Consider the following 25324-nt stretch of genomic DNA (forward strand, 5'->3'; position numbering starts at 1 on the left):
TTGATCCAATCGCAGATGACACGGTATTGGTTGCTGACTCAGCGACAACGAATGAAGACACGCCTGTGACGATTGATGTAGTCGCGAACGATACTGACGTTGATAACGGCGAAGTATCCCCAGTTGATACCGTGACGCAAGGCACTAACGGCTCTGTGGCGATTAATGATGACGGCACGGTTACCTACACGCCGAATGCTGATTTCAATGGCACCGATACGTTTACTTATACCAATGTCGATGGCAATACTGAAACGGTGACGGTCACGGTTGATCCAATCGCAGATGACACGGTATTAATCGCTGATAGCGCAACGACTAACGAAGACACACCGATTACGATTGATGTAGTCGCGAACGATACTGACGTCGATAACGGCGAAGTATCCCCAGTTGATACCGTGACGCAAGGCTCGAATGGTACAGTTGCGATCAACGATAATGGTACGGTAACTTACACACCGAATGCCGATTTCAATGGCACCGATACCTTTACTTATACTAATGTCGATGGCAACACTGAAACGGTGACTGTGACGGTAGATCCAATTGCAGATGACACCGTATTAGTCGCTGATAGCGCAACGACTAACGAAGACACACCAATTATCATTGATGTAGTCGCGAACGATACTGACGTTGATAACGGTGAAGTATCCCCAGTTGATACAGTCACGCAAGGCTCGAATGGTACAGTTGCGATCACGATGATGGTACGGTAACTTACACGCCAAATGCTGATTTTAATGGCACCGACACGTTCACTTATACTAATGTCGATGGCAACACTGAAACGGTGACTGTGACGGTAGATCCAATTGCAGATGACACCGTATTAGTCGCTGATAGCGCAACGACTAACGAAGACACACCAATTATCATTGATGTAGTCGCGAACGATACTGACGTTGATAACGGTGAAGTATCCCCAGTTGATACAGTCACGCAAGGCTCGAATGGTACAGTTGCGATCAACGATGATGGTACGGTAACTTACACGCCAAATGCCGATTTCAATGGCACCGATACGTTTACTTATACCAATGTCGATGGCAATACTGAAACGGTTACTGTGACGGTTGATCCAATCGCAGATGACACGGTATTGGTTGCTGACTCAGCGACAACGAATGAAGACACGCCTGTGACGATTGATGTAGTCGCGAACGATACTGACGTTGATAATGGTGAAGTTTCACCGGTTGATACGGTCACGCAAGGCACTAACGGCGCTGTTGCGATTAACGATGATGGCACGGTAACTTATACGCCGAATGCTGATTTCAATGGCACGGACACGTTTACTTATACCAATGTCGATGGCAACACTGAAACGGTGACGGTCACGGTTGATCCAATCGCAGATGACACGGTATTAATCGCTGATAGCGCAACGACTAACGAAGACACACCGATTACGATTGATGTAGTCGCGAACGATACTGACGTCGATAACGGCGAAGTATCCCCAGTTGATACCGTGACGCAAGGCTCGAATGGTACAGTTGCGATCAACGATAATGGTACGGTAACTTACACACCGAATGCCGATTTCAATGGCACCGATACCTTTACTTATACTAATGTCGATGGCAACACTGAAACGGTGACTGTGACGGTAGATCCAATTGCAGATGACACCGTATTAGTCGCTGATAGCGCAACGACTAACGAAGACACACCAATTATCATTGATGTAGTCGCGAACGATACTGACGTTGATAACGGTGAAGTATCCCCAGTTGATACAGTCACGCAAGGCTCGAATGGTACAGTTGCGATCAACGATGATGGTACGGTAACTTACACGCCAAATGCTGATTTTAATGGCACCGACACGTTCACTTATACTAATGTCGATGGCAACACTGAAACGGTGACTGTGACGGTAGATCCAATTGCAGATGACACCGTATTAGTCGCTGATAGCGCAACGACTAACGAAGACACACCAATTATCATTGATGTAGTCGCGAACGATACTGACGTTGATAACGGTGAAGTATCCCCAGTTGATACAGTCACGCAAGGCTCGAATGGTACAGTTGCGATCAACGATGATGGTACGGTAACTTACACGCCAAATGCCGATTTCAATGGCACCGATACGTTTACTTATACCAATGTCGATGGCAATACTGAAACGGTGACTGTGACGGTTGATCCAATCGCAGATGACACGGTATTGGTTGCTGACTCAGCGACAACGAATGAAGACACGCCTGTGACGATTGATGTTACGGCGAACGATACTGACGTTGATAACGGTGAAGTATCCCCCGTTGATACCGTGACACAAGGGTCGAATGGCACCGTGGCGATTAATGATGACGGCACGGTGACTTACACACCAAATGCCGATTTCAATGGCACGGATACGTTCACTTATACCAATGTCGATGGCAATACTGAAACGGTGACTGTGACGGTTGATCCAATCGCAGATGACACGGTATTGGTTGCTGATAGCGCAACGACTAACGAAGATACACCAATCACCATTGATGTAGTCGCGAATGATACTGACGTTGATAACGGTGAAGTTTCACCGGTTGATACCGTCACGCAAGGTGCTAACGGCGCGGTTGCGATCAACGATGATGGCACCGTGACTTACACGCCGAATGCCGATTTCAATGGTACGGATACGTTTACTTATACCAATGTCGATGGCAACACTGAAACGGTGACGGTCACGGTTGATCCAATCGCAGATGACACCGTATTGGTTGCTGACTCAGCGACAACGAACGAAGATACACCAATCACCATTGATGTTACGGCGAATGATATTGACGTTGATAACGGTGAAGTTTCACCAGTTGATACGGTCACGCAAGGCACTAACGGCGCGGTTGCGATCAACGATGATGGCACCGTGACTTACACGCCAAATGCCGATTTCAATGGTACCGATACCTTTACTTACACCAATGTCGATGGCAACACTGAAACGGTTACTGTCACGGTTGATCCAATCGCAGATGACACGGTATTAGTTGCTGATAGCGCAACAACGAACGAAGACACGCCGATTACGATTGATGTAGTCGCGAACGATACTGACGTCGATAACGGCGAAGTTTCACCGGTTGATACGGTCACGCAAGGCACTAACGGCACCGTGGCTATTAATGATGATGGTACGGTTACCTACACGCCAAATGCCGATTTCAATGGTACCGATACCTTTACTTACACCAATGTTGATGGCAACACTGAAACCGTGACGGTCACGGTTGATCCAATTGCAGATGATACGGTATTGGTTGCTGACTCAGCGACAACGAACGAAGATACACCTGTGACGATTGATGTTACGGCGAACGATACTGACGTTGATAACGGTGAAGTATCCCCCGTTGATACCGTGACACAAGGGTCGAATGGCACCGTGGCGATTAATGATGACGGCACGGTAACTTACACACCGAATGCCGATTTCAACGGTACGGATACGTTTACTTACACCAATGTCGATGGCAACACTGAAACCGTGACGGTCACGATTGATCCAATTGCTGATGATACGGTATTAGTTGCTGACTCAGCGACAACGAATGAAGACACACCAATTACCATTGATGTAGTCGCGAATGATACTGACGTTGATAACGGTGAAGTATCCCCAGTTGATACAGTCACGCAAGGCTCGAATGGTACCGTGGCGATCAACGATGACGGCACGGTAACCTACACACCGAATGCCGATTTCAATGGTACCGATACCTTTACTTACACCAATGTCGATGGCAATACTGAAACGGTGACTGTGACGGTTGATCCAATTGCAGATGACACCGTATTGGTTGCTGACTCAGCGACAACGAATGAAGACACACCGATTACGATTGATGTAGTCGCGAACGATACTGACGTTGATAACGGTGAAGTATCACCGGTTGATACCGTGACGCAAGGTGCTAACGGCACCGTCGCTATTAATGATGATGGTACGGTAACTTACACGCCGAATGCTGATTTCAATGGCACCGATACCTTTACTTACACCAATGTCGATGGCAACACTGAAACGGTCACTGTAACTGTAAGCCCAGTTGAAGACCCAACTGAAATATTAGTCGGAAGTTCAGACTCTGATCTAGGTGAAGTGACAGAAGATATCGATGTAACAACAGATAGTAAACTTACAGATAGTGGTACGTTAACATTCTCTGATGTTGATATTGAAGATAGTGAGAACTTCGAACCTACGATAGAGTTTTCACCAACAGAAGATGGAGATACTGCTCTAGGTGAGATTACTATTGACGTTGATGGTAATTGGACTTATGAAGTTGATAACAGCGCCGTACAGTTTTTAGGTGAAGGCGAAACAATCACAGAAGTTTATACCGTTACATTAAATGGTACGACGCACGATATCACTATTACTATTAATGGTTCAGATGATCCGACAACAATTGAACCCGTCGGTACTGCATTTGAAAGAGGGTTCGTAACTGAAGATGTTAACGTCACTTCAGGACAACTTACAGATGGTGGTCGATTCCAGTTCACCGATGCTGACGATTCGGATAGTGCTAGTTTTGATGCGAACGTTGCTTTTGTAAGTTCAACTTCAGGTACTGGACAACTGGGTACAATGACAATTACAGATGGCGGTGTTTGGTCATATGTAGTTGATAATAGCCTTGTGCAGTACTTAGATGATGGCGAACAAATAGTCGAAAACTTTGTGATCACTGTCAATGGTACGGAACAAGAGATTAGCGTATTTATTTTTGGGGCAGAAGATCCTACAGAAATCACTGTTAATTCATTAGTCGGCGATAGTGATGTAGGTTCAGTAACTGAAGATACGGCTGATAGTGATGGAAAATTAACTGACTCAGGTACATTAACCTTTACTGATGTTGACACTACAGATAGTGAAAACTTTGAACCTACCGTTGCATTTTCACCAACAAATATGGGTGATACAGCCTTAGGTGAAATGAGTATTGATGCAGATGGTAATTGGTCTTATGAAGTAGATAACAGTGCAGTTCAATACTTAAATGACGGTGAAACATTAACAGAGGTTTATACCGTTACATTAAATGGTGTAACACAAGACATTACCGTTACCATTAATGGTGTAGACGATATATCAGTTGTTACGGGCGATACGGAAGGCGAAGTAACAGAAGACGATGATGCTTCAACCCTAACCGTATCAGGTGAGTTAGCATTAACGGATGTCGATACCGCCGATACAACTAGCTTCACAGCTGAAACTGTGACAGGTACTTACGGTGCAATAACTATTGGTGCAGATGGTAACTGGACGTATTCAGCAGATAATACACAAGCAGATATTCAAGATCTTGATGACGGTGATACCTTAACCGATATCATTACAGTTAACACTAGTGATGGAAACACTCAGGATATCGAAATCACTATTAATGGCGTGGACTATGCACCAACTGCCGTTGATGATACGGAAATGACCTACGCTACAACCATCCGTTTAGATGAACAACCTGAGTTTGGAACAATGCAAGTCTCGGTTGATGGTGTGTGGGTTGATATGGTCGTTGGCGAAGAATATGACTCAGATTCTGAAGTACAATTTGTGCCAGATAAAGAAGCGATTCAACTTAACTCAGTTGATATTGGAGTTGGTTCGTTCGGTGATGATGGTTCTTCAAGTTTTGTTGCTAGTGTGAGTGACTGGGGAACGGTTAATAGTGACGGCACTGAAGTAACTGCAATAATTAATAATGCCACAATAACAACTTCTATAAGCACTACGAATGCCAACGATTCGCAAGTACTAAGGGCTTGGAATGGGGGGACACATACAGGTAACGGTATTGGTAATGGAGATGGCGCAGGGTTAAGCCAAGGAGAAACTCTGGTAATTGACATTGATGGTGAAAATATTAATGAAGTAACCTTTACACTTGATGGGTTAGGTGGTTTTTTTGATGAGTCGAGTAACAATGCAACCAAAGTATCTATTACAGCTTACTTTGAAGATGGGACCTCTGAAACACAATCTTCTTTTAGACAAAGTGGTAGTTATGTAGATACTTATACTTTTAGTTTTGACAACGAGTTACCGGTGGATTCTTTTGAATTAACAACATCGGGATCTAACGGTACCTATGTAGTACAAAATATGACGCTGTCTAGAACCGTCGCAGATGAAATTACGTTTACAAGAACACAGGCAGACGGTAGTGAAACCACAGAAGTTATAGAGCTTGATCTTAACTATGATGATGCAAGTACCATTGTCGATGTAACAGGTAAAGTACCTGAAATAAATACATCTATTACCGAAGGCGATATATTTACTGACGAAAACAGTTCAATCACTATCGATGTTTTATCTAATGATACAGATGATGATAATGACGAAATTACCATTACTCAAATCCAAGAACAAAGTGTCATTGACGGAGGAGATGCCGTAGATATTACAATAGGCGATATTGTAGTCGGTACAGGTCAGCTTGTTGATGGTGAAATCGTCTTTACGCCGAGCGAAGAATTAGGTGTTACGTTGAATGAAGGCGACTCTCAAACCTTTGAGATTGAATACACCATTAGTGATGGTACTGAAGTTGGTACAGCTTTAGCTACCGTACGTGTTGATGGCGTTGACAGTATCATTATAGGAACGGATGGTGACGATACCTTAGTGGGTGGCGATGGTGATGATATGTTAACCGGTGGTTTAGGTAATGACATATTAATTGGTGGTGACGGTGGCGATACTTATATATGGGAGTTTGATAGCAATGCTAACAACAATATTGATACCATTACTGATTTTGATATCGATGGTGAAGATGTCCTAGATTTAAGCGAACTACTTGTTGATGCAACTAGCGATACACTTGATTCATACCTTAATTTCTCTGTAGATACTGATGATGAAGGTGTCACAAATACAACGATAGAAGTGGTAAATGATGAAGTCACGCAATATATCGTGTTGGATGATGTTGATCTAGTTACTGAATACGGTAGTAACGATGTCACTATTATTAATGGATTAATCAATGATGGTGCATTGATTGTTTCAGATGATTCGAGTGCCTATGCAAGTGACTCTGTGTCTGCAGATATAGATGAAACGACGACAGATTAATCTTTAGTAATTACACATTAAGGACTTTAAGTTCTTAGTGTGTAAAATATTATTAATATTTAAAGCTTTACGCAGTGTCGTATCAAAATGAATGTGAGTCTGATTTTTTGTAAGTATTAATCATTACAGTTTATATTTTTCATTTTGGTGTAATTTAAGCTATAAAGTAAGATTCTTTTTTATTAAAAGAATAGTTTTTAAATAGCAATTTTTATTGAATATGAATTGGCTAATATTATTAAAGCAAGGCAATATAACTACTAGTTATTTTGTGAACGGTTATCTCGTGAAATTTTTATAATATGCATAGTACTTCAGTTGATAAATACTCTAGATGATAGGTGAAATTTTGCAATGCAGATTTGGTTTTATGTTATTGATATAGGGTAATAATTTTAAATTTTGGCATTGTTGGAACTTAACCGACATATACCTCAATATTTAAAGTTCGAGTAACATCCCAATAAGTATAAAAAAGCCAATTGCCCAAATAAAATATTCAATGATAAGAAAGCATTTCGTCAATGCAACCCAAAGGTGTCGGCCTTGATATTTTTCGGCCGCTTCCCATGCTCCTGACATGTATATTAAGTTATATGCTAGCGCTAATAGCGTAAACAGTATTAATTCTTGAGGAGTTATATTGGCCTTAAATAGATTGAATACATTGACTGTAATGAGATAAGTGATATTAACTAATACGCCGTATAACCATACCGTTTTAGCTAAACCAAAATGGCCTTGATATAGTTTTCCAAAAAAATATTTTTGATTGCAGATCCCCATTAATTCCCCCTTTATTTCAATCCCTTTTTAATTAAATAACGATACGGTATCGTCTCTACTTGTGCTTCTATTAGTTGATGTTCCATAAAGCGGCAAAAGCTTGGGATATCTCTTGTTGTAGCAGGGTCGTCGGCAATAATCTCTAATAAGTCACCTGTTGCTAATTGTCTTACGGTTTTTCTGATCACCATTACTGGCTCTGGGCAGCGTAAACCTAATGCATCAAGCTGTTTGATTGTTGTATCGTTTGTCATGTTATTAACCAAGTCATACGTAAAAAGGGAATATTAACATAACCATTATTCTCTAAACCACTATTACTGAAATGATAAAAGCTATAAGGGATATTTATAAGTAAGGAATAGCATCTTCGAAATACTTTGGTTTTTAGCACAAACAATTAATGGAGAGCCGTTCAAAGGGAGTGTATTAGCTTTCTTTTCGTTCAGGTATTTTCAGGTTATATGTTCAACTAACAATGTGTTTGTTAGTTGAACTGTTTGTCGTTTAGGTAATTGCTTATTTATTAACTGTTGTTCTTAATAATATTTTATTATCTAAATTTAAATTCGCAGACCAAATGAATTGAGCATCGTTGTTTGAGTCATCAAAAATATCAGTGAAGTTAGTGTATGACTTTTTATTATCAACTCCGACTGTATCGTTAGTGAAGGTCTTTGCTACTGGCCATTGGCTATCGTCAAAACCTTGTTGTTGCCAATCTGTTGGTATTGTCCAATGTACGCCATAAAGTTGTGATGCATCATCAGTACCTTGAATAGTACAGTTTGTAGATAAACGTGCAGAGCCTGATTCAGACAAACAACTTAGATCTGAAATAGGCGAGGTATAATAGTTTTGTGCTTTCCAATCTCCATCTGTTATCGCGATGGTTTGATTACTTTCATCTTTAAACACGGCAACAAAACCACCATCACCCGGATGTGCTTTAGTACCACGATTCGCTTCTGTTCCTGTACCTAAGTTTTCTTCCCAGTCTACGGCTAGCACTGCTATATCAAAGGGTTTATTCACTTTAAATTGAATGATGTTGGAGTTGAATTCAGTGAAAGGAATTGGATCTTTACCAACAGCGATACCATTGATGTACATTTCAAAGTAGTTATCAGCAAATATGTAAGCGGTAACCACTTCACCATCTGCATCTACCTCTACAACATTGTTTTTATTTAATGCGGCAAGTGCTGCTTGTGCATTAGGGTACTGATGACCATAGTCATTATAGAGGTCGGGTGCGATAGGGAAGTTGTCGTTTGTATAATTAACCACTGCGGGTACAGCCCATGTAGCTTGGTCATTGATGCTAGTAATAGTGCCAAGTGCCGCTACACGACGACCTTCAGGAAATAAATTAGTTTCAGTCGTTTTTGCAATACCTTGAGTCAATGAACCTGTACCTTTGTAATCACTTACTTTAGTCATCGCAGCAGTACTTTCACCGCAACCTTGTAAAAGTAGTGTTAAGCAGATGAATATTGAACTTAAATAGTATTTCATGATTTAAATTTCCTTATGCTAATGAGCTATAAATAAACCATAGTGTGTTTTTAAAGTACTGTCGAAGAACGACTCTTTAACAATCACTAATATGAATTATGCTTAAAATAGCATAGTGAAATAAGTTAAATGTGTGGCAAAAAAGGAGTTTAAGTCTTTATAGTAAAATTTCAGATCGAGCTGAGGTTATTTGTTGAAGCTAGAAAACAACTTAATTGCAATATGGAAATGCTTTTTAGGTGTGAGGTGTATATTTGCTTGAAACAGTATTCTTGTAAGAAGCTTAACGTCATTTTTATAGTTTTATTGGATCATAAAAACAACGTTAAACCTATTTAATCAACATACTTGATAAGAGCACAATCTTAATAAGCCAAAGCGTTATATAAATCGTGCTGCTTTAGTGTGTCTTAACCTGTATTACGAAGACCGGCTGCAATACCTGCAATAGTTACCATTAATGCTTGGTCAATATCTGGGTTGATAGTCTCATTTTGCTCACATGAACGTGAACGAGATAACAACTCAGCTTGCAACATGTTTAATGGGTCAACATACGGGTTACGCAGGTTAATCGACTCTTTAATCCATGGTTGCTCTTGCATTAACTTGTGGTCTGGAATCGTTTCTAATACGACTTCACGAGTTAGTTTAAGGTTGTCACGTAAACGCTGACCTAATGGCCATAGCTCTTTAGGCACTAAACGCTCTTCATAGAATCGAGTTAACTCTTCATCTGCTTTCATGAATACCATTTCAAACATTTCTAAACGGGTGTGGAAGAAAGGCCAGTTAACGTACATTTCTTGTAACAGCTCTTTTTTACCTTCGTCTAACAATGTTTTTAATGATGTACCTGCACCTAACCATGCTGGAAGCATTAAGCGGTTTTGACTCCAAGCGAAAATCCATGGAATAGCACGTAGGCTTTCTACACCACCATTTGCTTTACGTTTCGCAGGGCGACTACCTAATGCTAATTTACCTAGCTCAAGTTCTGGTGTTACGCTACGGAAGTAAGGAACGAAATCTGGTTCTTCACGAACAAAGAAGCGATATTCTTCACAAGACTGTTCTGCAAATTGCTGCATTAAGTCGCGCCATTCTTGTTTTGGTGCTGGTGGCGGCAGTAAGTTTGCTTCCAATATTGCAGCGGTATAGATGTTTAGGCTATTAATCGCTACTTTTGGTAAGCCGAATTTAAAGCGGATCATTTCGCCTTGCTCTGTTACACGTAAACCACCTTTTAATGAACCTGGAGGTTGTGATAATAATGCTTGTTGTGCTGGCGCACCGCCACGACCAATTGTGCCGCCACGTCCGTGGAACAAGACTAATTGAATGTCGTTTTCTTCACTGATTTTGATCAATGCTTCTTGTGATGTGTATTGCGCCCAGTTCGCTGCCATTACGCCGGCATCTTTTGCTGAGTCAGAATAACCAATCATTACGTGTTGTTCACCGTTAATGTAACCACGGTACCAGTCAACAGCGTATAAACGTTGCATAACGTCAGCGGCATTGTTTAAGTCATCTAGCGTTTCAAATAGTGGTGCAACTGGAATGCGGAATGGGCATCCCACTTCTTTTAGTAATAGCTGTACTGCTAATACATCAGATGCTTCACGTGCCATTGAAATGATATAAATACCTAATGCTTCTGGATCGGTTTGAGCCACCACTTTACAGGTATCTAATACTTCTTGTACTTCAGCAGAGGGTTCCCATGATGTTGGTATCAATGGACGTTTGCTGTTCAGCTCTTGTAGTAAGAAGGCTTGTTTGTCTTCTTCGCTCCATGCATTGTAATCACCAATGCCTAAGTAGCGTGTTAGTTCAGATAATGTATCACCGTGACGTTCGCCATCTTGACGAATATCTAATTTAACTAAGTTTACACCGAAACAGTTTACTCGACGGATAATGTCTAATAGTAAACCGTTAGCAATTGAGCTCATGCCCATCTTAGTCAGTGATCGATAACATAACTCTAAAGGCTCTTTAAGCTGTTTAGTGCTGATGATGATATCTTTCGCTGTGCTGTTATGACCTTGAAGCGTTGCACTTAAAGCGGTTAATGTTTCTTTAAGCTCAGTGCGCAATTTGCGTAAAACAACGCGGTAAGGTTCATCTGCATCTTCACCAACAAAGGCACGTAATACAGGATCACAGTTATCCATTGATAACTCTTTAGTCAGCTGTTGAATATCTTCAAGATATAAGCTCACCGCTACCCAACGGCTAGTAATCAATACTTCTTTTGTAACTTTCGCTGTTACGAATGGGTTACCGTCACGGTCTCCGCCCATCCATGAAGTGAATTTGATTGGTGAAGCGTCAAGCGGTAATGAAATGCCTAATCCGTCTTCTAGTGTTTTATCAAGTTCACGTACATATTGTGGTACTGCTTCCCACAGACTGTTTTCAATAACTGCGAAGCCCCATTTAGCTTCATCAACGGGTGTTGGGCGGTTTTTACGAATGTCGTTTGTGTGCCAAGCTTGAGTGATTAGTTGCTCAAGGCGAACTAAAAGCTGGTCACGTTCTTTATCTGAAATATCAGTGAGTTCTAATAGTGTTAAACATTTATTAATCGCGGCGTATTTATGAATTAATGTACGACGAGTGATTTCTGTTGGATGTGCTGTTAATACCATATCCATGTGCAGTTCAGCGACTGATTTGCGCATTTCATCTTCAGAAACGTCGCTGTTTTTGAGTTTAACGATGAGCTCTTGTAGCGGGTCTGGTGCACAAACGTCACCATCACAATGGCGAGAAATGCCGTGAAATTGTTCTGCAATATTAGCTAGATTTAAGAAGTGAGTGAAGGCACGCGCTACAGGGAGTAGTTCGTTGTCGCTTAGATTAGACAATACATCAATTAAGCGTTCTCCATCTTGGCTATTACCAGAACGAGATGATTTAGAAAGCTGACGTATGGTTTCAATTTTTTCAAGGAAAGGTTCACCTAAATGGTCACTAATACTCTTACCAAGTAATTGTCCTAATAAACTAACGTTACTACGTAAGTTTGCATATGTTTCTGTCATCGTTCTTCCTTATTATTGTAATCAAATTACATTTTTTATAGTGGAGTTAAATAAAATACCATAATCAAGAGGCTAGTCAATTTAGGCTCTCTTACACCTTACTATCTACATTGTTGAAATTGTTATACTCGTTACTTTGTTAGACGCATGGTTAAACACGTTGTAACGAGGTACCAATATTTATTACTTTAGACGCAATAATGTTGGATTAATTTACCAATCACCTCTTTGGTTGGTTTCACAAATGAAAGGTCTAAATACTCATTTGGCTGATGTGCTTGTGTTATGTGTCCAGGACCTAGCACAATGGTGTCACAGCCTAATGCTTGAATAAATGGCGCTTCTGTACAATAGTTCGCACTGGTTGCTTTGTTGCCCGTGTAAATTTCTGCGTTATTGATCAGATCTGAGTGCAATGGGCATTCATAAGAGGGAATAGGCTCATGCAAATGGAAAATCTCTAAGCTGTCTGGGTAACGTTTTTCTATTTCTGATAATGCTTGTTTAACAGTAATGAATAATTCATTGGTTGTTACGCCTGGAATAGGTCGCATATCAATGTGTAATTCACAACAGCCACAAATACGGTTAGGGCTATCGCCACCGGTGATCGCACCAAAATTAAGCGTTGGATACGGTACTTCAAAGTGTGGATTATGGTATTTGTCTTTAAAGGTTTGTTGTACTTGTTTTAATTCAGTTAACACTAGATGCATAACGTCAATGGCATTTAACCCTTTGTCCGGATCTGAACTATGCCCACTTCTTCCGGTAATACGAATACCTTCAGACATGTGACCTTTATGCATGGTAACAGGGACCATACCTGTAGGTTCGCCAATCACAGCATAGTCAGGACGAAAATGTTTTTGCTCTGATATTTGCTGTGCACCTGACATGGTTGTTTCTTCATCTGCAGTAGCAAGGATACGTAAAGGCTTAGTGAATTTTTCACGATCCATTGTTTTCAGTACTTCGATAACAAAAGCAAAAAAACCTTTCATATCTATTGTACCCAAACCGTATAAACGATTATCTTTTTCTACCACTGTGAAAGGATCAGTTTGCCACTTTCCTTCATCGTAAGGAACGGTATCAGTATGACCTGCTAATAGTAAACCACCATCGCCTTGGCCTAATGTTGCTACTAAGTTAAATTTACCTGGTGCAGCGGCAACTTCAGAAATTTCCGTGGTAAATCCTAGGTCTGATAGCCATTCTGCTAATTGATTAATAACAGCTACGTTACTTTGATCCCATGCGCTATCACTTGAGCTAATAGAGGGTAATTTAATAAGATCTTTATATAGGTCGATGAATGCAGGTAATGACATACTATTCCTTAAAATTAAACTGTTACCTTGTATTAATTGAACAACAAAAGGGCTAATAGATCCGTAGGTGAAATGGTATGACCATTTCTATCTATTTTTAAATCTACTATTTACACCTTATAAAGTCACGAATTTAATTCAATTGGCGTCAGTGGTGATTTTTTAAAATGACAATCGGATATGTTAAATATTGATGAATATCTAAGATATTCGACTGTTTGTATTTTATGCTCTTTTTTTACATTTTATTAACGTTATTTTTGTAGTGATTAAAATACTTAATCACTTGTTAATACAGTCTTTAATTTAAATAGTAATATAAGCTAAAACTCAGTTTGGTTATTTTATTTACTTTGTTTGTAATATTTTATGCAATTATAATTTTTTGAGTTTGCTGACTGTATTTATTTTCTATGGTATTCAACATTGATTAAAATAGTATAAAAAAAATATTTAAAATAAATTTATTTAAATTCAATTGCTTACGGTTTTATTTTTAATTTTTTCTTTAATAGAACTAAATAAGTTTATTGAGTTTATAAGCAATTTACCATTTTTGGTATATTTATTCACATTTATTGAATAAATAGTCACTTTGATTTAAAATGTCTTTTTATAGTTGGTAACGTGAAAAGCGCCTTGTTACCCATATTTATTTATCACGCATTAAGTCAGTAATGAAACAGGAATTTTCTTTATGTTAAAAGCAATTGTAGTGGGAGCTAGCGGTTATACAGGAGCGGAGTTAGCACAATTTTTAACGCGTCATCCGAATATCGAATTGGCTGGATTATATGTGTCAGAAGGTAGCTTAGATAAAGGAAAAAGTATATCTGAGTTATACGGTAACTTACGCGGTTGTGTTGACCTAGCATTACAACCTCTTGGTGTAAGTGGTATTAAAGCTGCTTGTGAAAATATTGATATTGTTATTCTTGCAACTGCGCATGAAGTAAGCCATGACTTAGCACCATTGTTTTTAGCTGAAAATACGGTCGTGTTTGATCTGTCTGGTGCATTCCGTGTTAAATCTGCTGGCTTTTATGAAAAATATTATGGCTTCACGCATCAACATCCAGATTTATTAGAAAAAGCAGTTTACGGTTTAGCGGAATGGAATGCTGAACAAGTAAAAGGAACTGATTTAATTGCAGTACCAGGCTGTTATACCACGGCTTCTTTAACTGCATTAAAACCATTGTTTGATGCTGGTTTAATTAAAGCAGGCATTAAGCCGACTATTAATGCAACAAGTGGTGTGAGTGGTGCAGGCCGTAAAGCCAATGTGGCAAGCAGCTTTTGTGAAGTGAGTTTACAACCTTATGGTGTCTTCACACATCGTCACAAACCAGAAATTGATCAGCATTTAGGGACTGACGTTGTATTTACACCGCACTTAGGCAGTTTCAAGCGTGGTATTTTAGCGAGTATCAATGTGGTATTGAATGAAGGCACAACTGCGGAGCAAATTAATCAAGCTTATCAAACTGCTTATGCGGATAAACCGATTGTTCGTTTAATGGAAGGATCGTTCCCTGCACTGAAAAATGTTGTTGGTACGCCATTCTGTGATTTAGGCTGGGCAGTTGATGGGCAGGATTTAGTCGTGTTTAGTGCTATCGATAACCTATTAAAAGGCGCGTCATCACAAGCAATGCAATGCATTAATTTACGTTTCGGTTTTGATATTACGACTTCTATTTTATAAAACGGATTTTAAATGACACAAGTACAACAAAAACCGCTGTTAATTAAATTAGGCGGAGCGGTTTTAGAGAATAATCAAGCACTGACTAATTTGTTTTCAGCATTAACTGAATATTTAGCAATACAACAACGTCCATTGTTATTAGTACATGGTGGTGGTGTGATTGTGGAAGATGTTCTGAAAAAGATGAACATTAAAAGTGAGAAGAAAAATGGTTTACGTATTACACCATTTGATCAAATCCCTTATGTTGCAGGTGCATTAGCAGGTACATCTAATAAACTGTTGATGGCTAAAGCATTACAAGCAGGTTTATCAGCGGTTGGTTTATCATTAGCAGATGGATTTAGTTGTTCAGTTAAGCAGATGGACCCAGATCTTGGTGCCGTAGGTATTTGTAGCCCAAATAATCCAGCCTTAATTAATGGTTTATTAGCGGGTGGGTTTTTACCTGTAATTTCTTCAATTGCGATTGGTGAAGATGGTAATCTATATAATGTTAATGCAGACCAAGCTGCCATTGCTATTTGTGAGCTGGTGGGCGCAGAGCTTGTATTCTTATCCGATGTGGATGGCGTATGGGATGCACAGAAACAAGTTATACCTGAGTTAAATACACAACTAGCTGATACACTTATTGCTGAAAATGTGATTCAAGATGGTATGGCTGTTAAAGTAAAAGCTGCATTACAAGCTGCTGATCAATTAGGCTATGTAATGTTAGCAAGTTGGAAGAATCCAGAGAATTTAGTGTCATTGCTTGCAGGTAAAGCAGTGGGGACCAAAGTAATTAAATGAAGAAGCAATAGAGAGTGACAATGGAAAATTTATTAACTGGCATGGAAATGACTCAACAACAGGCATTAGACCTGATTGCATTGGGTAAAGATTTAAAAGCAAATCCAAGTAAATATGCGCAGGCATTAGCCGGTAAAAGCGTTGTTACTTTATTTGAAAAGCAATCGCTACGTACACGAGTGACCTTTGATATTGGTGTTAATAAATTAGGCGGCCATGCTGTTTATTTAGATCAAACTAATGGCGCGATGGGTAGCCGTGAAGACGTTAAAGACTTCGCCGCTAATATTTCTCGTTGGGCAGATTGTATTGTTGCGCGTGTATTTGACCATAAAACATTGGTTGAAATGCAAGAATATGCAAGCGTACCAGTGATTAACTCTCTGTGTGACTTATACCATCCGTGTCAAGGTATGGCAGACTTCTTAACAATCGCACAAAATTACGATGATTTAACCAAAGTTAAACTCGCTTATATTGGCGATGGTAATAATGTAACGCATTCATTATTTATTGCTGGTGCTATTTTAGGTGCGACAGTCACGGCTGTTTGTCCTTTAGGCCATAGCCCAGATGCACAAATTATGAAAAAAGCAGAAGAAATCGCAAAAGAAACTGGCGCGACGATCACTGTGACAAATAATATCGACGATATTAAAGGTTATGATGTTGTTTATGGTGACACTTGGTTATCAATGGGCGACGATACACCACTAGAACAAATTAAAGCTAAATTTATGCCATTCCAAATTAACCAAGCATTGCTTGATAATACCGGTATTAAACATATTTTACATTGCCAACCTGCACATCGTGGTCTAGATATCACATCAGATGTAATGGATGGTCCAGCGTCATTGATTTTTGATCAAGCTGAAAATAGAATGCACATTCAAAACGCTATAATGCTTACCCTAATTAACAAATAAAATAATTGAGAAAGGAAAATATTCAATGAGTTCAGTTAAAAAAGTAGTTCTCGCTTATTCAGGCGGCTTAGATACATCAGCAATCATTCCATGGTTAAAAGAAACTTATAATGATTGTGAAATCGTAGCGTTTTGTGCCGATGTTGGCCAAGGTGCAGAAGAATTAGTCGGTTTGCACGAGAAAGCAATTGCTTCTGGTGCATCTGAATGTCACATCGTTGATTTAAAAGAAGAGTTTGTTAAAGACTACATCTACCCAACGATTGCATCTGGCGCAGTATATGAAGGTACTTATTTATTAGGTACTTCAATGGCGCGTCCAATCATTGCTAAAGCACAAGTTGAAGTGGCTTTAAAAGTAGGCGCTGACGCAGTTTGTCACGGTTGTACTGGTAAAGGTAATGACCAAATTCGTTTTGAAAGTTGTTTTGCTGCACTAGCACCAGAACTAAAAGTAATTGCGCCTTGGCGTGAGTGGGAAATGACGTCTCGTGAAGATTTATTAGACTACCTTGCTGAACGTAAAATCGAAACAACTGCTTCAGCAACTAAAATCTACAGCCGTGATGCAAATGCATGGCATATTTCGCACGAAGGTGGCGAATTAGAAGACCCATATAACGAGCCAAGTAAAGGTGTTTGGACATTAACGGTTGATCCGCTTGATGCACCAAATGAGCCTGAATATGTAACGTTAAAAGTTGAAAAAGCACGTGTAACCGCTGTTGATGGTGTTGAGCTTTCTCCTTACGATGCATTAATGTTACTAAATGATAAAGCAGCAGCACATGGTGTTGGCCGTATCGATATTACTGAAAACCGTACAGTTGGTATGAAGTCTCGTGGTTGTTATGAAACACCAGGAGGCACAGTGATGGTAACTGCACTTCGTGGTATCGATGAGCTAGTACATGACAAACCATCTCGTCGCTGGCGTGACCAAGTGGGCCAAGAATTTGCTCACTTAGTGTATGACGGTCGTTGGTTTACACCATTATGCGGTTCTTTATTAGCGGCTTCTGAATCATTAGCGCAAGATGCTAACGGTGAAGTGGTTGTTCGTTTATACAAAGGACAAGCAACAGCGGTTAAGAAACGTTCTCCAAATAGCCTTTACTCAGAAGAGTTTGCTACTTTTGGTGATGATAATGTTTACGACCAAAAACATGCTGAAGGTTTCATCCGTTTATATTCACTGTCTAGCCGTATTCGTAAGCTAAACAGTAACAAATAAGCAAAATATGTTATAAAATTCCTGTCTCCGGTTATCGGGGGCAGGAATTTCTATTTATAAGCGTTTTAAAATTAGAGTGTTTATAAATTGCATTTCAATATTACCAATCCTTTAACAAATGGACTGGGTTATTAATCAAATCCTTTAACAAATAGATCGGGTTAACAACCAAGTCAGAATGGAGTAACAAATGGCACTATGGGGCGGACGTTTCAGCCAAGCGGCAGACGTAAAATTTAAATTATTTAATGATTCATTGAAATTCGATTACCGTCTTGCTGAACAAGATATTATTGGTTCAATCGCATGGTCTCATGCTTTGTTGTCAGTTAATGTATTAACGACGGAAGAGCAAAAAAGTATTGAAGCTAGCTTGAATGAATTATTAGTATCAGTGCAAGCCAATCCTGAACAAGTGCTACAGTCAGATGCTGAAGATATCCACTCTTGGGTCGAAGGCCAACTTATTAATAAAGTGGGTGATTTAGGTAAAAAATTACACACAGGTCGTAGCCGTAATGACCAAGTAGCAACTGACTTGAAACTATGGTGTAAAAAAACGACATTAAGCTTAATTACCAATCTAGAGCAATTAGAAGCGAAATTAATCGAATTAGCACGTATTCACCAAGGTGTTATTTTACCTGGTTATACTCATCTCCAACGTGCACAACCAGTGACTTTCTCTCACTGGTGTTTAGCTTACTTAGAAATGTTAGAGCGTGACCATAGCCGTTTAGAAGGTTGTTTAGATCGTATGGATACCTGTCCATTAGGTAGTGGCGCACTTGCAGGTACTGGTTATGCAATGGATCGTACTGTATTAGCACACTCTCTCGGTTTTAAACGTGCAACACGTAATAGTTTAGATTCAGTATCTGACCGTGACCATGTTGTTGAGTTAATGAGTTGTGCCACATTATCAATGGTGCATTTATCACGTATGGCAGAAGACCTTATCTTCTACAACAGTGGTGAAGCAGCCTTTATCGAAATGTCGGATCTTGTGACTTCTGGTTCATCATTAATGCCACAAAAGAAAAACCCTGATGCAATGGAGTTGATCCGTGGTAAATCAGGTCGTGTATTTGGTTCATTAGCGGGTATGTTAATGACACTTAAAGCATTACCTTTGGCTTACAACAAAGATATGCAAGAAGATAAAGAAGGTTTGTTTGATGCGTTAGATACGTGGGGCGATTGTTTAGAAATGGCGTCAATGGCGTTAACTGATCTTAAAGTTAATGAAGAACGCACTAAAGAAGCGGCACAAGGTGGTTATTCAAATGCGACTGAACTGGCTGACTATCTAGTAGCAAAAGGTATTCCTTTCCGTGAAGCTCACCATATTGTTGGCGTAGCTGTTGTTGCAGCCATTGAAAAAGGTGTGCCACTTGAAGACTTGAGCGTTGAAGAGTTCAAACAATTCTCAGATGTGATTGAAGAAGATGTTTACCCAACACTAACATTAGAAGCGACCTTAGCTGCTCGTGTTGCATTAGGTGGAGTTTCTCCTAACCAAGTTGAATTTGCATTAACAGAAGCTGAACAACGTTTGGCAAAACGAGATACATCAGGTGTCACCATTAGAGCGGCATGTTTAGATGATATAGATCGTATTGAATCGATGGTTAATCATTGGGCTGAAAAAGGTGAGAACCTACCAAGAGATAAATCAGATCTATCTCATTCAGTTGGTGAATTTGTGGTAACTGAATTAGATGGAAAAGTAACGGGTTGCGGGTCTGTTCATATTTATGACACAGGTTTGGCTGAAATTCGCTCATTAGGTATAGAGCCTGGTTATGAAGGCCGTGGTCAAGGGAGTGCAATCGTCGAACTGTTAGTTAAACGTTCTGAAAAATTAGCAATTAAACGTTTATTTGCATTAACACGTATGGCTGATTTTTATATGAAGTTAGGGTTTAGTCCTGCAAGTAAAACAACGATGCCAGAAAAAGTACTGAAAGATTGTGCGATGTTTGTCAGTGAGCATGCTAATGGTGAAAAAGCATTAGAGCTAAACTACAAAACAAGTATGTTACTTCAGAAAGAGATGAGTAAAAGGTAAGTAAGACTTAATAAGGTGTGTTTTTACTAATAGAAACACACCTTCTATTAAAGACTAATCTGCAATATCACAAACCAGTCCTAGTAATATCATTGTTCATTCAAATAAAAGCTTACCCTTGATTAAGTACAACATCAGGAAAGTGCTGACGTAATATTCTATTTTGGAACGTGTCGTTAAAACGACAATTAATGATAATGATAAACCGTTCAAAAGGTACGTCACTATTTAGAGGTTGTACTGACGATATATTATGAAACACTTCATTATCTCTAACATGCATTATTTCACCTGGTACTAATGTCGCATGGGTAATTTGACGTTGTCCTGCTTTATCTTCATACAGTGTATTTTCTCCCCCTGTTACATTTTCTCTACTTAAGACTAATATACTTAAAAATTGACTACCATCTTGATGAATGCCTTGTCCTTGTAAAGGATCGATAGCTTGATTTCCTTTGATACCATTAATCTGCATTAAAATGGGTTCTTTAGGATTAATATCCCAAAGATCTGCCCAAGCTTTTATAAATGATTGCACATCATCTCGTTGCAAGAAAGAGGTTTCTAATGCGGGGTAATAGCGTAATTTATCGGCCATCGTATCTGCATCATTATAACTTCCTCCTTGCGCCATTGGACAATCATCTAATGTATTGATCTCGCCAGCTTGATCCAAATAAAGCCATGACATTCTTTTCCAACGAGTATCAACATAGGTATCTCTTGGTAAATCTTCTAGGTAGGTTTGCCATTCAGCTAAGTTGATACGCTTGTTAATACTGGTTTGACTCCAACTACCTTCCAAAATGTCTTGAGTCACATGATATGGCCAGTACGAATCAAAATTTGATAAAGGTTGTGCCACGGTTGTTTTAATATGATCGTAATTTATATTTTTCATTGTTTATTCCATTTATATGTATAGATAAGCTGAATTGCTTACCTCAAAGTCATAACGAAGCGCAGTACTGCATCAACGTTGCGCTTTTTTATTACATAAAATGGATTTAAAAAAAACAGTAAATTATTGATTATAAATAATAATATTTATATTTTGATTGGAAAATAAACAGGGAAGCTAGGCATACCTTTGGCTGTAAGCTCATGCATGAATTTTTTATGTTATGAGTTTTATTTAATATATAACGTAGATTTATGAAGTTAAGAGGACGTTTTTAAAAATAGCTGGTGGATATTTGTTTATTACTTAATGGACAGATAAGTGATGAGTAAAATAATTGAAGCGGTGGCAAATGCGTTAGTAAACTAGAAGGATAACTATTTTAGATACGTAGGCATGTAGTTAAAACTACAGTTGTGCTTTGAATGAATATTTAAGCTACTTGAAATGACAACCTAAACAGTAGCTTAATAATAAGGGGCTAGCTCAGTGAAATAAGCTTAAATAATGAAACTATCCTAAATAAAGAAACTATTTAGATGCTTCTTCAATATATTCATTTTTTAAATTAACGTAATGGCTTGCGGAGCGTTTTAAAAAAGCAAATTCAGCTTCAGTTAACTCACGAGCAGCTTTTGCTGGAGAGCCTACATATAAAAATCCAGAAGCCAACGTTTTATTAGGGGGTACCAAAGCACCGGCTGCAAGGATAACATCATCTTCAATACATGCATTATCGAGAACAATAGCACCCATACCAATCAACACGCGGTTACCAACAGAGCAAGCATGTAGCATTGCTTTATGGCCAACAGTAACATCTTCACCAATAGTTAATGAGTAGCCATCAACCGTCGCTTCACCTTTTCTGGCTACATGTAAAACAGAACCATCTTGAATATTAGTACGAGCACCAACATATATAGAGTTAACATCACCTCGTAAAACACACATTGGCCAGATATTAACGTCATCAGCTAAATGCACATCACCAATAATCGAAGAAAATGGGTCAATATAAACATCATTACCAATAGTTGGATGGATATTTTTATAAGGACGTAGTGTAGGAAACATAATAAACCTTCTGATCGTTATATTAAAAGCTCACTATACGACACAAAAGTGTGGATAACAAAAGCAAAGTTGTGGATAACTTGTGGTCAAAGTAGGTATAAAAATTAATTGTAATTAATCGCAATAAAACACTTGCCAATAGTTTCGCGATCCCTATAATACGCCGCACAGACAAGGACGGAGGCGCAAGCCACTAACCAAGACTGAGAATAAAAGAAACGCTTTAACGATTCGAACTTCGGTTTGAAATTAAGTTAAAATAAGACGTTGACATTGTTCGAAAGGCGCGTAATATACGCCGCCTAGCCGAAAGGCACGCTCTTTAACAATTTAATCAAACAATCTGTGTGAGCACTTGTTGTTGATGTGATTTCAAAAAAATCAAAGTCCTTTCTTGTAAAGGCAACATCAATAATAGTGACACACGAAATAATTCATTATTTCAGAATAATAAATTGTTAATTGCTTATATTTATATAAGTCATTAGCAGTAAGTTTTAGTCAGTAGTATTGAGTCGCACTTTTAATTAAGTGCAAATTAAACTTTAAATTGAAGAGTTTGATCATGGCTCAGATTGAACGCTGGCGGCAGGCTTAACACATGCAAGTCGAACGGTAACAGAAAGTAGCTTGCTACTTTGCTGACGAGTGGCGGACGGGTGAGTAATGCTTGGGAATATGCCTTATGGTGGGGGACAACAGTTGGAAACGACTGCTAATACCGCATAACATCTCCGGATCAAAGTGGGGGACCTTCGGGCCTCACGCCATAAGAGTAGCCCAAGTGGGATTAGCTAGTTGGTAAGGTAATGGCTTACCAAGGCGACGATCCCTAGTTGGTCTTAGAGGATGACCAGCCACACTGGAACTGAGACACGGTCCAGACTCCTACGGGAGGCAGCAGTGGGGAATATTGCACAATGGGCGCAAGCCTGATGCAGCCATGCCGCGTGTGTGAAGAAGGCTTTCGGGTTGTAAAGCACTTTCAGCGAGGAGGAAAGGGTAAATCTTAATAGGTTTTATCTGTGACGTTACTCGCAGAAGAAGCACCGGCTAACTCCGTGCCAGCAGCCGCGGTAATACGGAGGGTGCGAGCGTTAATCGGAATTACTGGGCGTAAAGCGCGCGTAGGCGGTTAATTAAGTCAGATGTGAAATCCCAGGGCTCAACCTTGGAACTGCATTTGAAACTGGTTAACTAGAGTTTTGTAGAGGGTGGTAGAATTTCAGGTGTAGCGGTGAAATGCGTAGAGATCTGAAGGAATACCAGTGGCGAAGGCGGCCACCTGGACAAAGACTGACGCTGAGGCGCGAAGGCGTGGGGAGCAAACGGGATTAGATACCCCGGTAGTCCACGCAGTAAACGATGTCTATTAGAATTTTGTGGCTATATGCCGTGGGATTCAAAGCTAACGCATTAAATAGACCGCCTGGGGAGTACGGCCGCAAGGTTAAAACTCAAATGAATTGACGGGGGCCCGCACAAGCGGTGGAGCATGTGGTTTAATTCGATGCAACGCGAAGAACCTTACCATCCCTTGACATCCAGAGAATCACCAAGAGATTGATGAGTGCCTTCGGGAACTCTGAGACAGGTGCTGCATGGCTGTCGTCAGCTCGTGTTGTGAAATGTTGGGTTAAGTCCCGCAACGAGCGCAACCCTTATCCTTATTTGCCAGCGGGTTATGCCGGGAACTCTAGGGACACTGCCGGTGATAAACCGGAGGAAGGTGGGGACGACGTCAAGTCATCATGGCCCTTACGGGATGGGCTACACACGTGCTACAATGGCAAATACAAAGGGCTGCTAACCAGCGATGGTATGCGAATCTCCTAAAGTTTGTCGTAGTCCGGATCGGAGTCTGCAACTCGACTCCGTGAAGTTGGAATCGCTAGTAATCGTGGATCAGAATGCCACGGTGAATACGTTCCCGGGCCTTGTACACACCGCCCGTCACACCATGGGAGTGGGCTGCACCAGAAGTCATTAGCTTAACCCTTCGGGGATGGCGATGACCACGGTGTGGTTCATGACTGGGGTGAAGTCGTAACAAGGTAGCCCTAGGGGAACCTGGGGCTGGATCACCTCCTTACGTAAAGAAACACATACAAGCCTTACGATGAATTTGCTTAGGCAAATAAATCTACCGGCTATGAAAGCTTGCTTAGGCAATTTTCATATGAGTGCCCACACAGATTGTTTGATTAGAAAGTGAAGAGACGTATAGATAGACCTGTTTGGGTCTGTAGCTCAGTTGGTTAGAGCGCACCCCTGATAAGGGTGAGGTCGGCAGTTCGAATCTGCCCAGACCCACCAATTTCTTGTAAAATGAAATTGGATTTCTATTTATATACACCATGTTGGGGCTATAGCTCAGCTGGGAGAGCGCCTGCCTTGCACGCAGGAGGTCTGCGGTTCGATCCCGCATAGCTCCACCACTCATTCTTAAATAGAATAAGTGACCAACATGATGAGAAGCCTTAGATAAGCAACACTCCTTATCTAAGGCTTTTTTTAACGAAAAAGTCTGCTCTTTAACAATTAGGAAAGCTGATAAATGTTCTTATTTATCACATAATAACAATGACTTAGTTCTGTTTTACAGAGTAAGTTGATTGATGTGATAAATATAAACGAAATTGTTCTCAGTATTTAAAATAACTACTTGTAGTTAAATTAGATACTGTAATCAAGCAAAATAAAAAGCACACATTATAGTAATTCGTTACCGTAATGTGAGTACGTATCTACTCAGTTAATTTATTAATTGATAGGTGCACGAAAAACGATTGTTTTTCATATGT

At 39.8% G+C, this 25324-nt stretch carries 14 protein-coding genes, 2 tRNA genes and 1 rRNA gene; 10 read left to right on the top strand and 7 right to left on the bottom strand.

Annotated elements, in window-relative coordinates; translation table 11 throughout:
• The coding region (locus GQR59_RS00005; RefSeq protein WP_160060153.1) for an Ig-like domain-containing protein at positions 1–722 on the top strand (722 nt) is incomplete at its 5' end.
• An 80-nt stretch (positions 723–802) separates the two neighbouring features.
• Positions 803–7108, top strand: a complete 6306-nt coding sequence (locus GQR59_RS00010; RefSeq protein ID WP_160060154.1) for an Ig-like domain-containing protein — start codon at positions 803–805, stop codon at positions 7106–7108.
• A 441-nt stretch (positions 7109–7549) separates the two neighbouring features.
• Here the strand turns inward: GQR59_RS00010 and GQR59_RS00015 are convergent, their stop codons facing one another.
• The 5 genes from GQR59_RS00015 to argE all read right to left on the bottom strand — a co-directional run bounded on the left by GQR59_RS00015 (position 7550) and on the right by argE (position 13799).
• Positions 7550–7894, bottom strand: coding sequence for a hypothetical protein (locus GQR59_RS00015; protein ID WP_160060155.1), 345 nt, complete (start codon positions 7892–7894; stop codon positions 7550–7552).
• 11 nt (positions 7895–7905) lie between these two features.
• Positions 7906–8148: a sulfurtransferase TusA gene (gene tusA / locus GQR59_RS00020; RefSeq protein ID WP_160060156.1), complete on the bottom strand. Its 243-nt coding sequence runs from the start codon at positions 8146–8148 to the stop codon at positions 7906–7908.
• 265 nt (positions 8149–8413) lie between these two features.
• Entirely contained in the window at positions 8414–9412 is a 999-nt protein-coding gene (locus tag GQR59_RS00025) for a hypothetical protein (RefSeq protein WP_160060157.1), read from the bottom strand.
• 410 nt (positions 9413–9822) lie between these two features.
• A complete protein-coding gene (ppc, locus tag GQR59_RS00030) occupies positions 9823–12465 on the bottom strand; it encodes a phosphoenolpyruvate carboxylase (RefSeq protein WP_160060158.1) in 2643 nt (880 codons plus the stop codon).
• 188 nt (positions 12466–12653) lie between these two features.
• Positions 12654–13799, bottom strand: a complete 1146-nt coding sequence (argE, locus tag GQR59_RS00035) for an acetylornithine deacetylase (RefSeq protein ID WP_160060159.1) — start codon at positions 13797–13799, stop codon at positions 12654–12656.
• 697 nt (positions 13800–14496) lie between these two features.
• Between argE and argC the strand changes: the two genes are divergently transcribed.
• The 5 genes from argC (at position 14497) to argH (ending at position 20539) form a co-directional block, all read left to right on the top strand.
• Positions 14497–15507 (top strand): N-acetyl-gamma-glutamyl-phosphate reductase, encoded by a 1011-nt coding sequence (argC, locus tag GQR59_RS00040; RefSeq protein ID WP_160060160.1) that lies wholly within the window; start codon positions 14497–14499, stop codon positions 15505–15507.
• A 12-nt stretch (positions 15508–15519) separates the two neighbouring features.
• Positions 15520–16305 carry an acetylglutamate kinase gene (gene argB / locus GQR59_RS00045; RefSeq protein ID WP_160060161.1) on the top strand — a complete coding sequence of 262 codons (786 nt, stop codon included), beginning with the start codon at positions 15520–15522 and terminating at the stop codon, positions 16303–16305.
• A 20-nt stretch (positions 16306–16325) separates the two neighbouring features.
• Positions 16326–17234, top strand: coding sequence for an ornithine carbamoyltransferase (locus tag GQR59_RS00050; RefSeq protein WP_160060162.1), 909 nt, complete (start codon positions 16326–16328; stop codon positions 17232–17234).
• Between the two features lie 25 nt (positions 17235–17259).
• Positions 17260–18468: an argininosuccinate synthase gene (locus tag GQR59_RS00055; RefSeq protein ID WP_025564412.1), complete on the top strand. Its 1209-nt coding sequence runs from the start codon at positions 17260–17262 to the stop codon at positions 18466–18468.
• 190 nt (positions 18469–18658) lie between these two features.
• Positions 18659–20539, top strand: coding sequence for an argininosuccinate lyase (gene argH / locus GQR59_RS00060; protein WP_160060163.1), 1881 nt, complete (start codon positions 18659–18661; stop codon positions 20537–20539).
• Between the two features lie 112 nt (positions 20540–20651).
• On the opposite strand, the gene GQR59_RS00065 is transcribed toward argH, so the two are convergent.
• Both GQR59_RS00065 and GQR59_RS00070 read right to left on the bottom strand, forming a co-directional pair.
• A complete protein-coding gene (locus GQR59_RS00065) occupies positions 20652–21443 on the bottom strand; it encodes a 2OG-Fe dioxygenase family protein (RefSeq protein ID WP_160060164.1) in 792 nt (263 codons plus the stop codon).
• Positions 21444–21974: 531 nt separating this feature from the next.
• A complete protein-coding gene (locus GQR59_RS00070) occupies positions 21975–22520 on the bottom strand; it encodes a gamma carbonic anhydrase family protein (protein WP_160060165.1) in 546 nt (181 codons plus the stop codon).
• Between the two features lie 547 nt (positions 22521–23067).
• On the opposite strand from GQR59_RS00070, the gene GQR59_RS00075 reads away from it, so the two are divergent.
• The 3 genes from GQR59_RS00075 (at position 23068) to GQR59_RS00085 (ending at position 24958) form a co-directional block, all read left to right on the top strand.
• Positions 23068–24612: ribosomal RNA gene (locus GQR59_RS00075) — 16S ribosomal RNA — on the top strand.
• A gap of 147 nt (positions 24613–24759) precedes the next feature.
• Positions 24760–24836: transfer RNA gene (locus GQR59_RS00080), tRNA-Ile, on the top strand.
• 46 nt (positions 24837–24882) lie between these two features.
• A tRNA-Ala gene (locus GQR59_RS00085) sits at positions 24883–24958 on the top strand.
• Positions 24959–25324: the final 366 nt, after the last annotated feature.

The organism is Psychromonas sp. L1A2 (assembly GCF_009828855.1).
GTDB lineage: Bacteria > Pseudomonadota > Gammaproteobacteria > Enterobacterales > Psychromonadaceae > Psychromonas.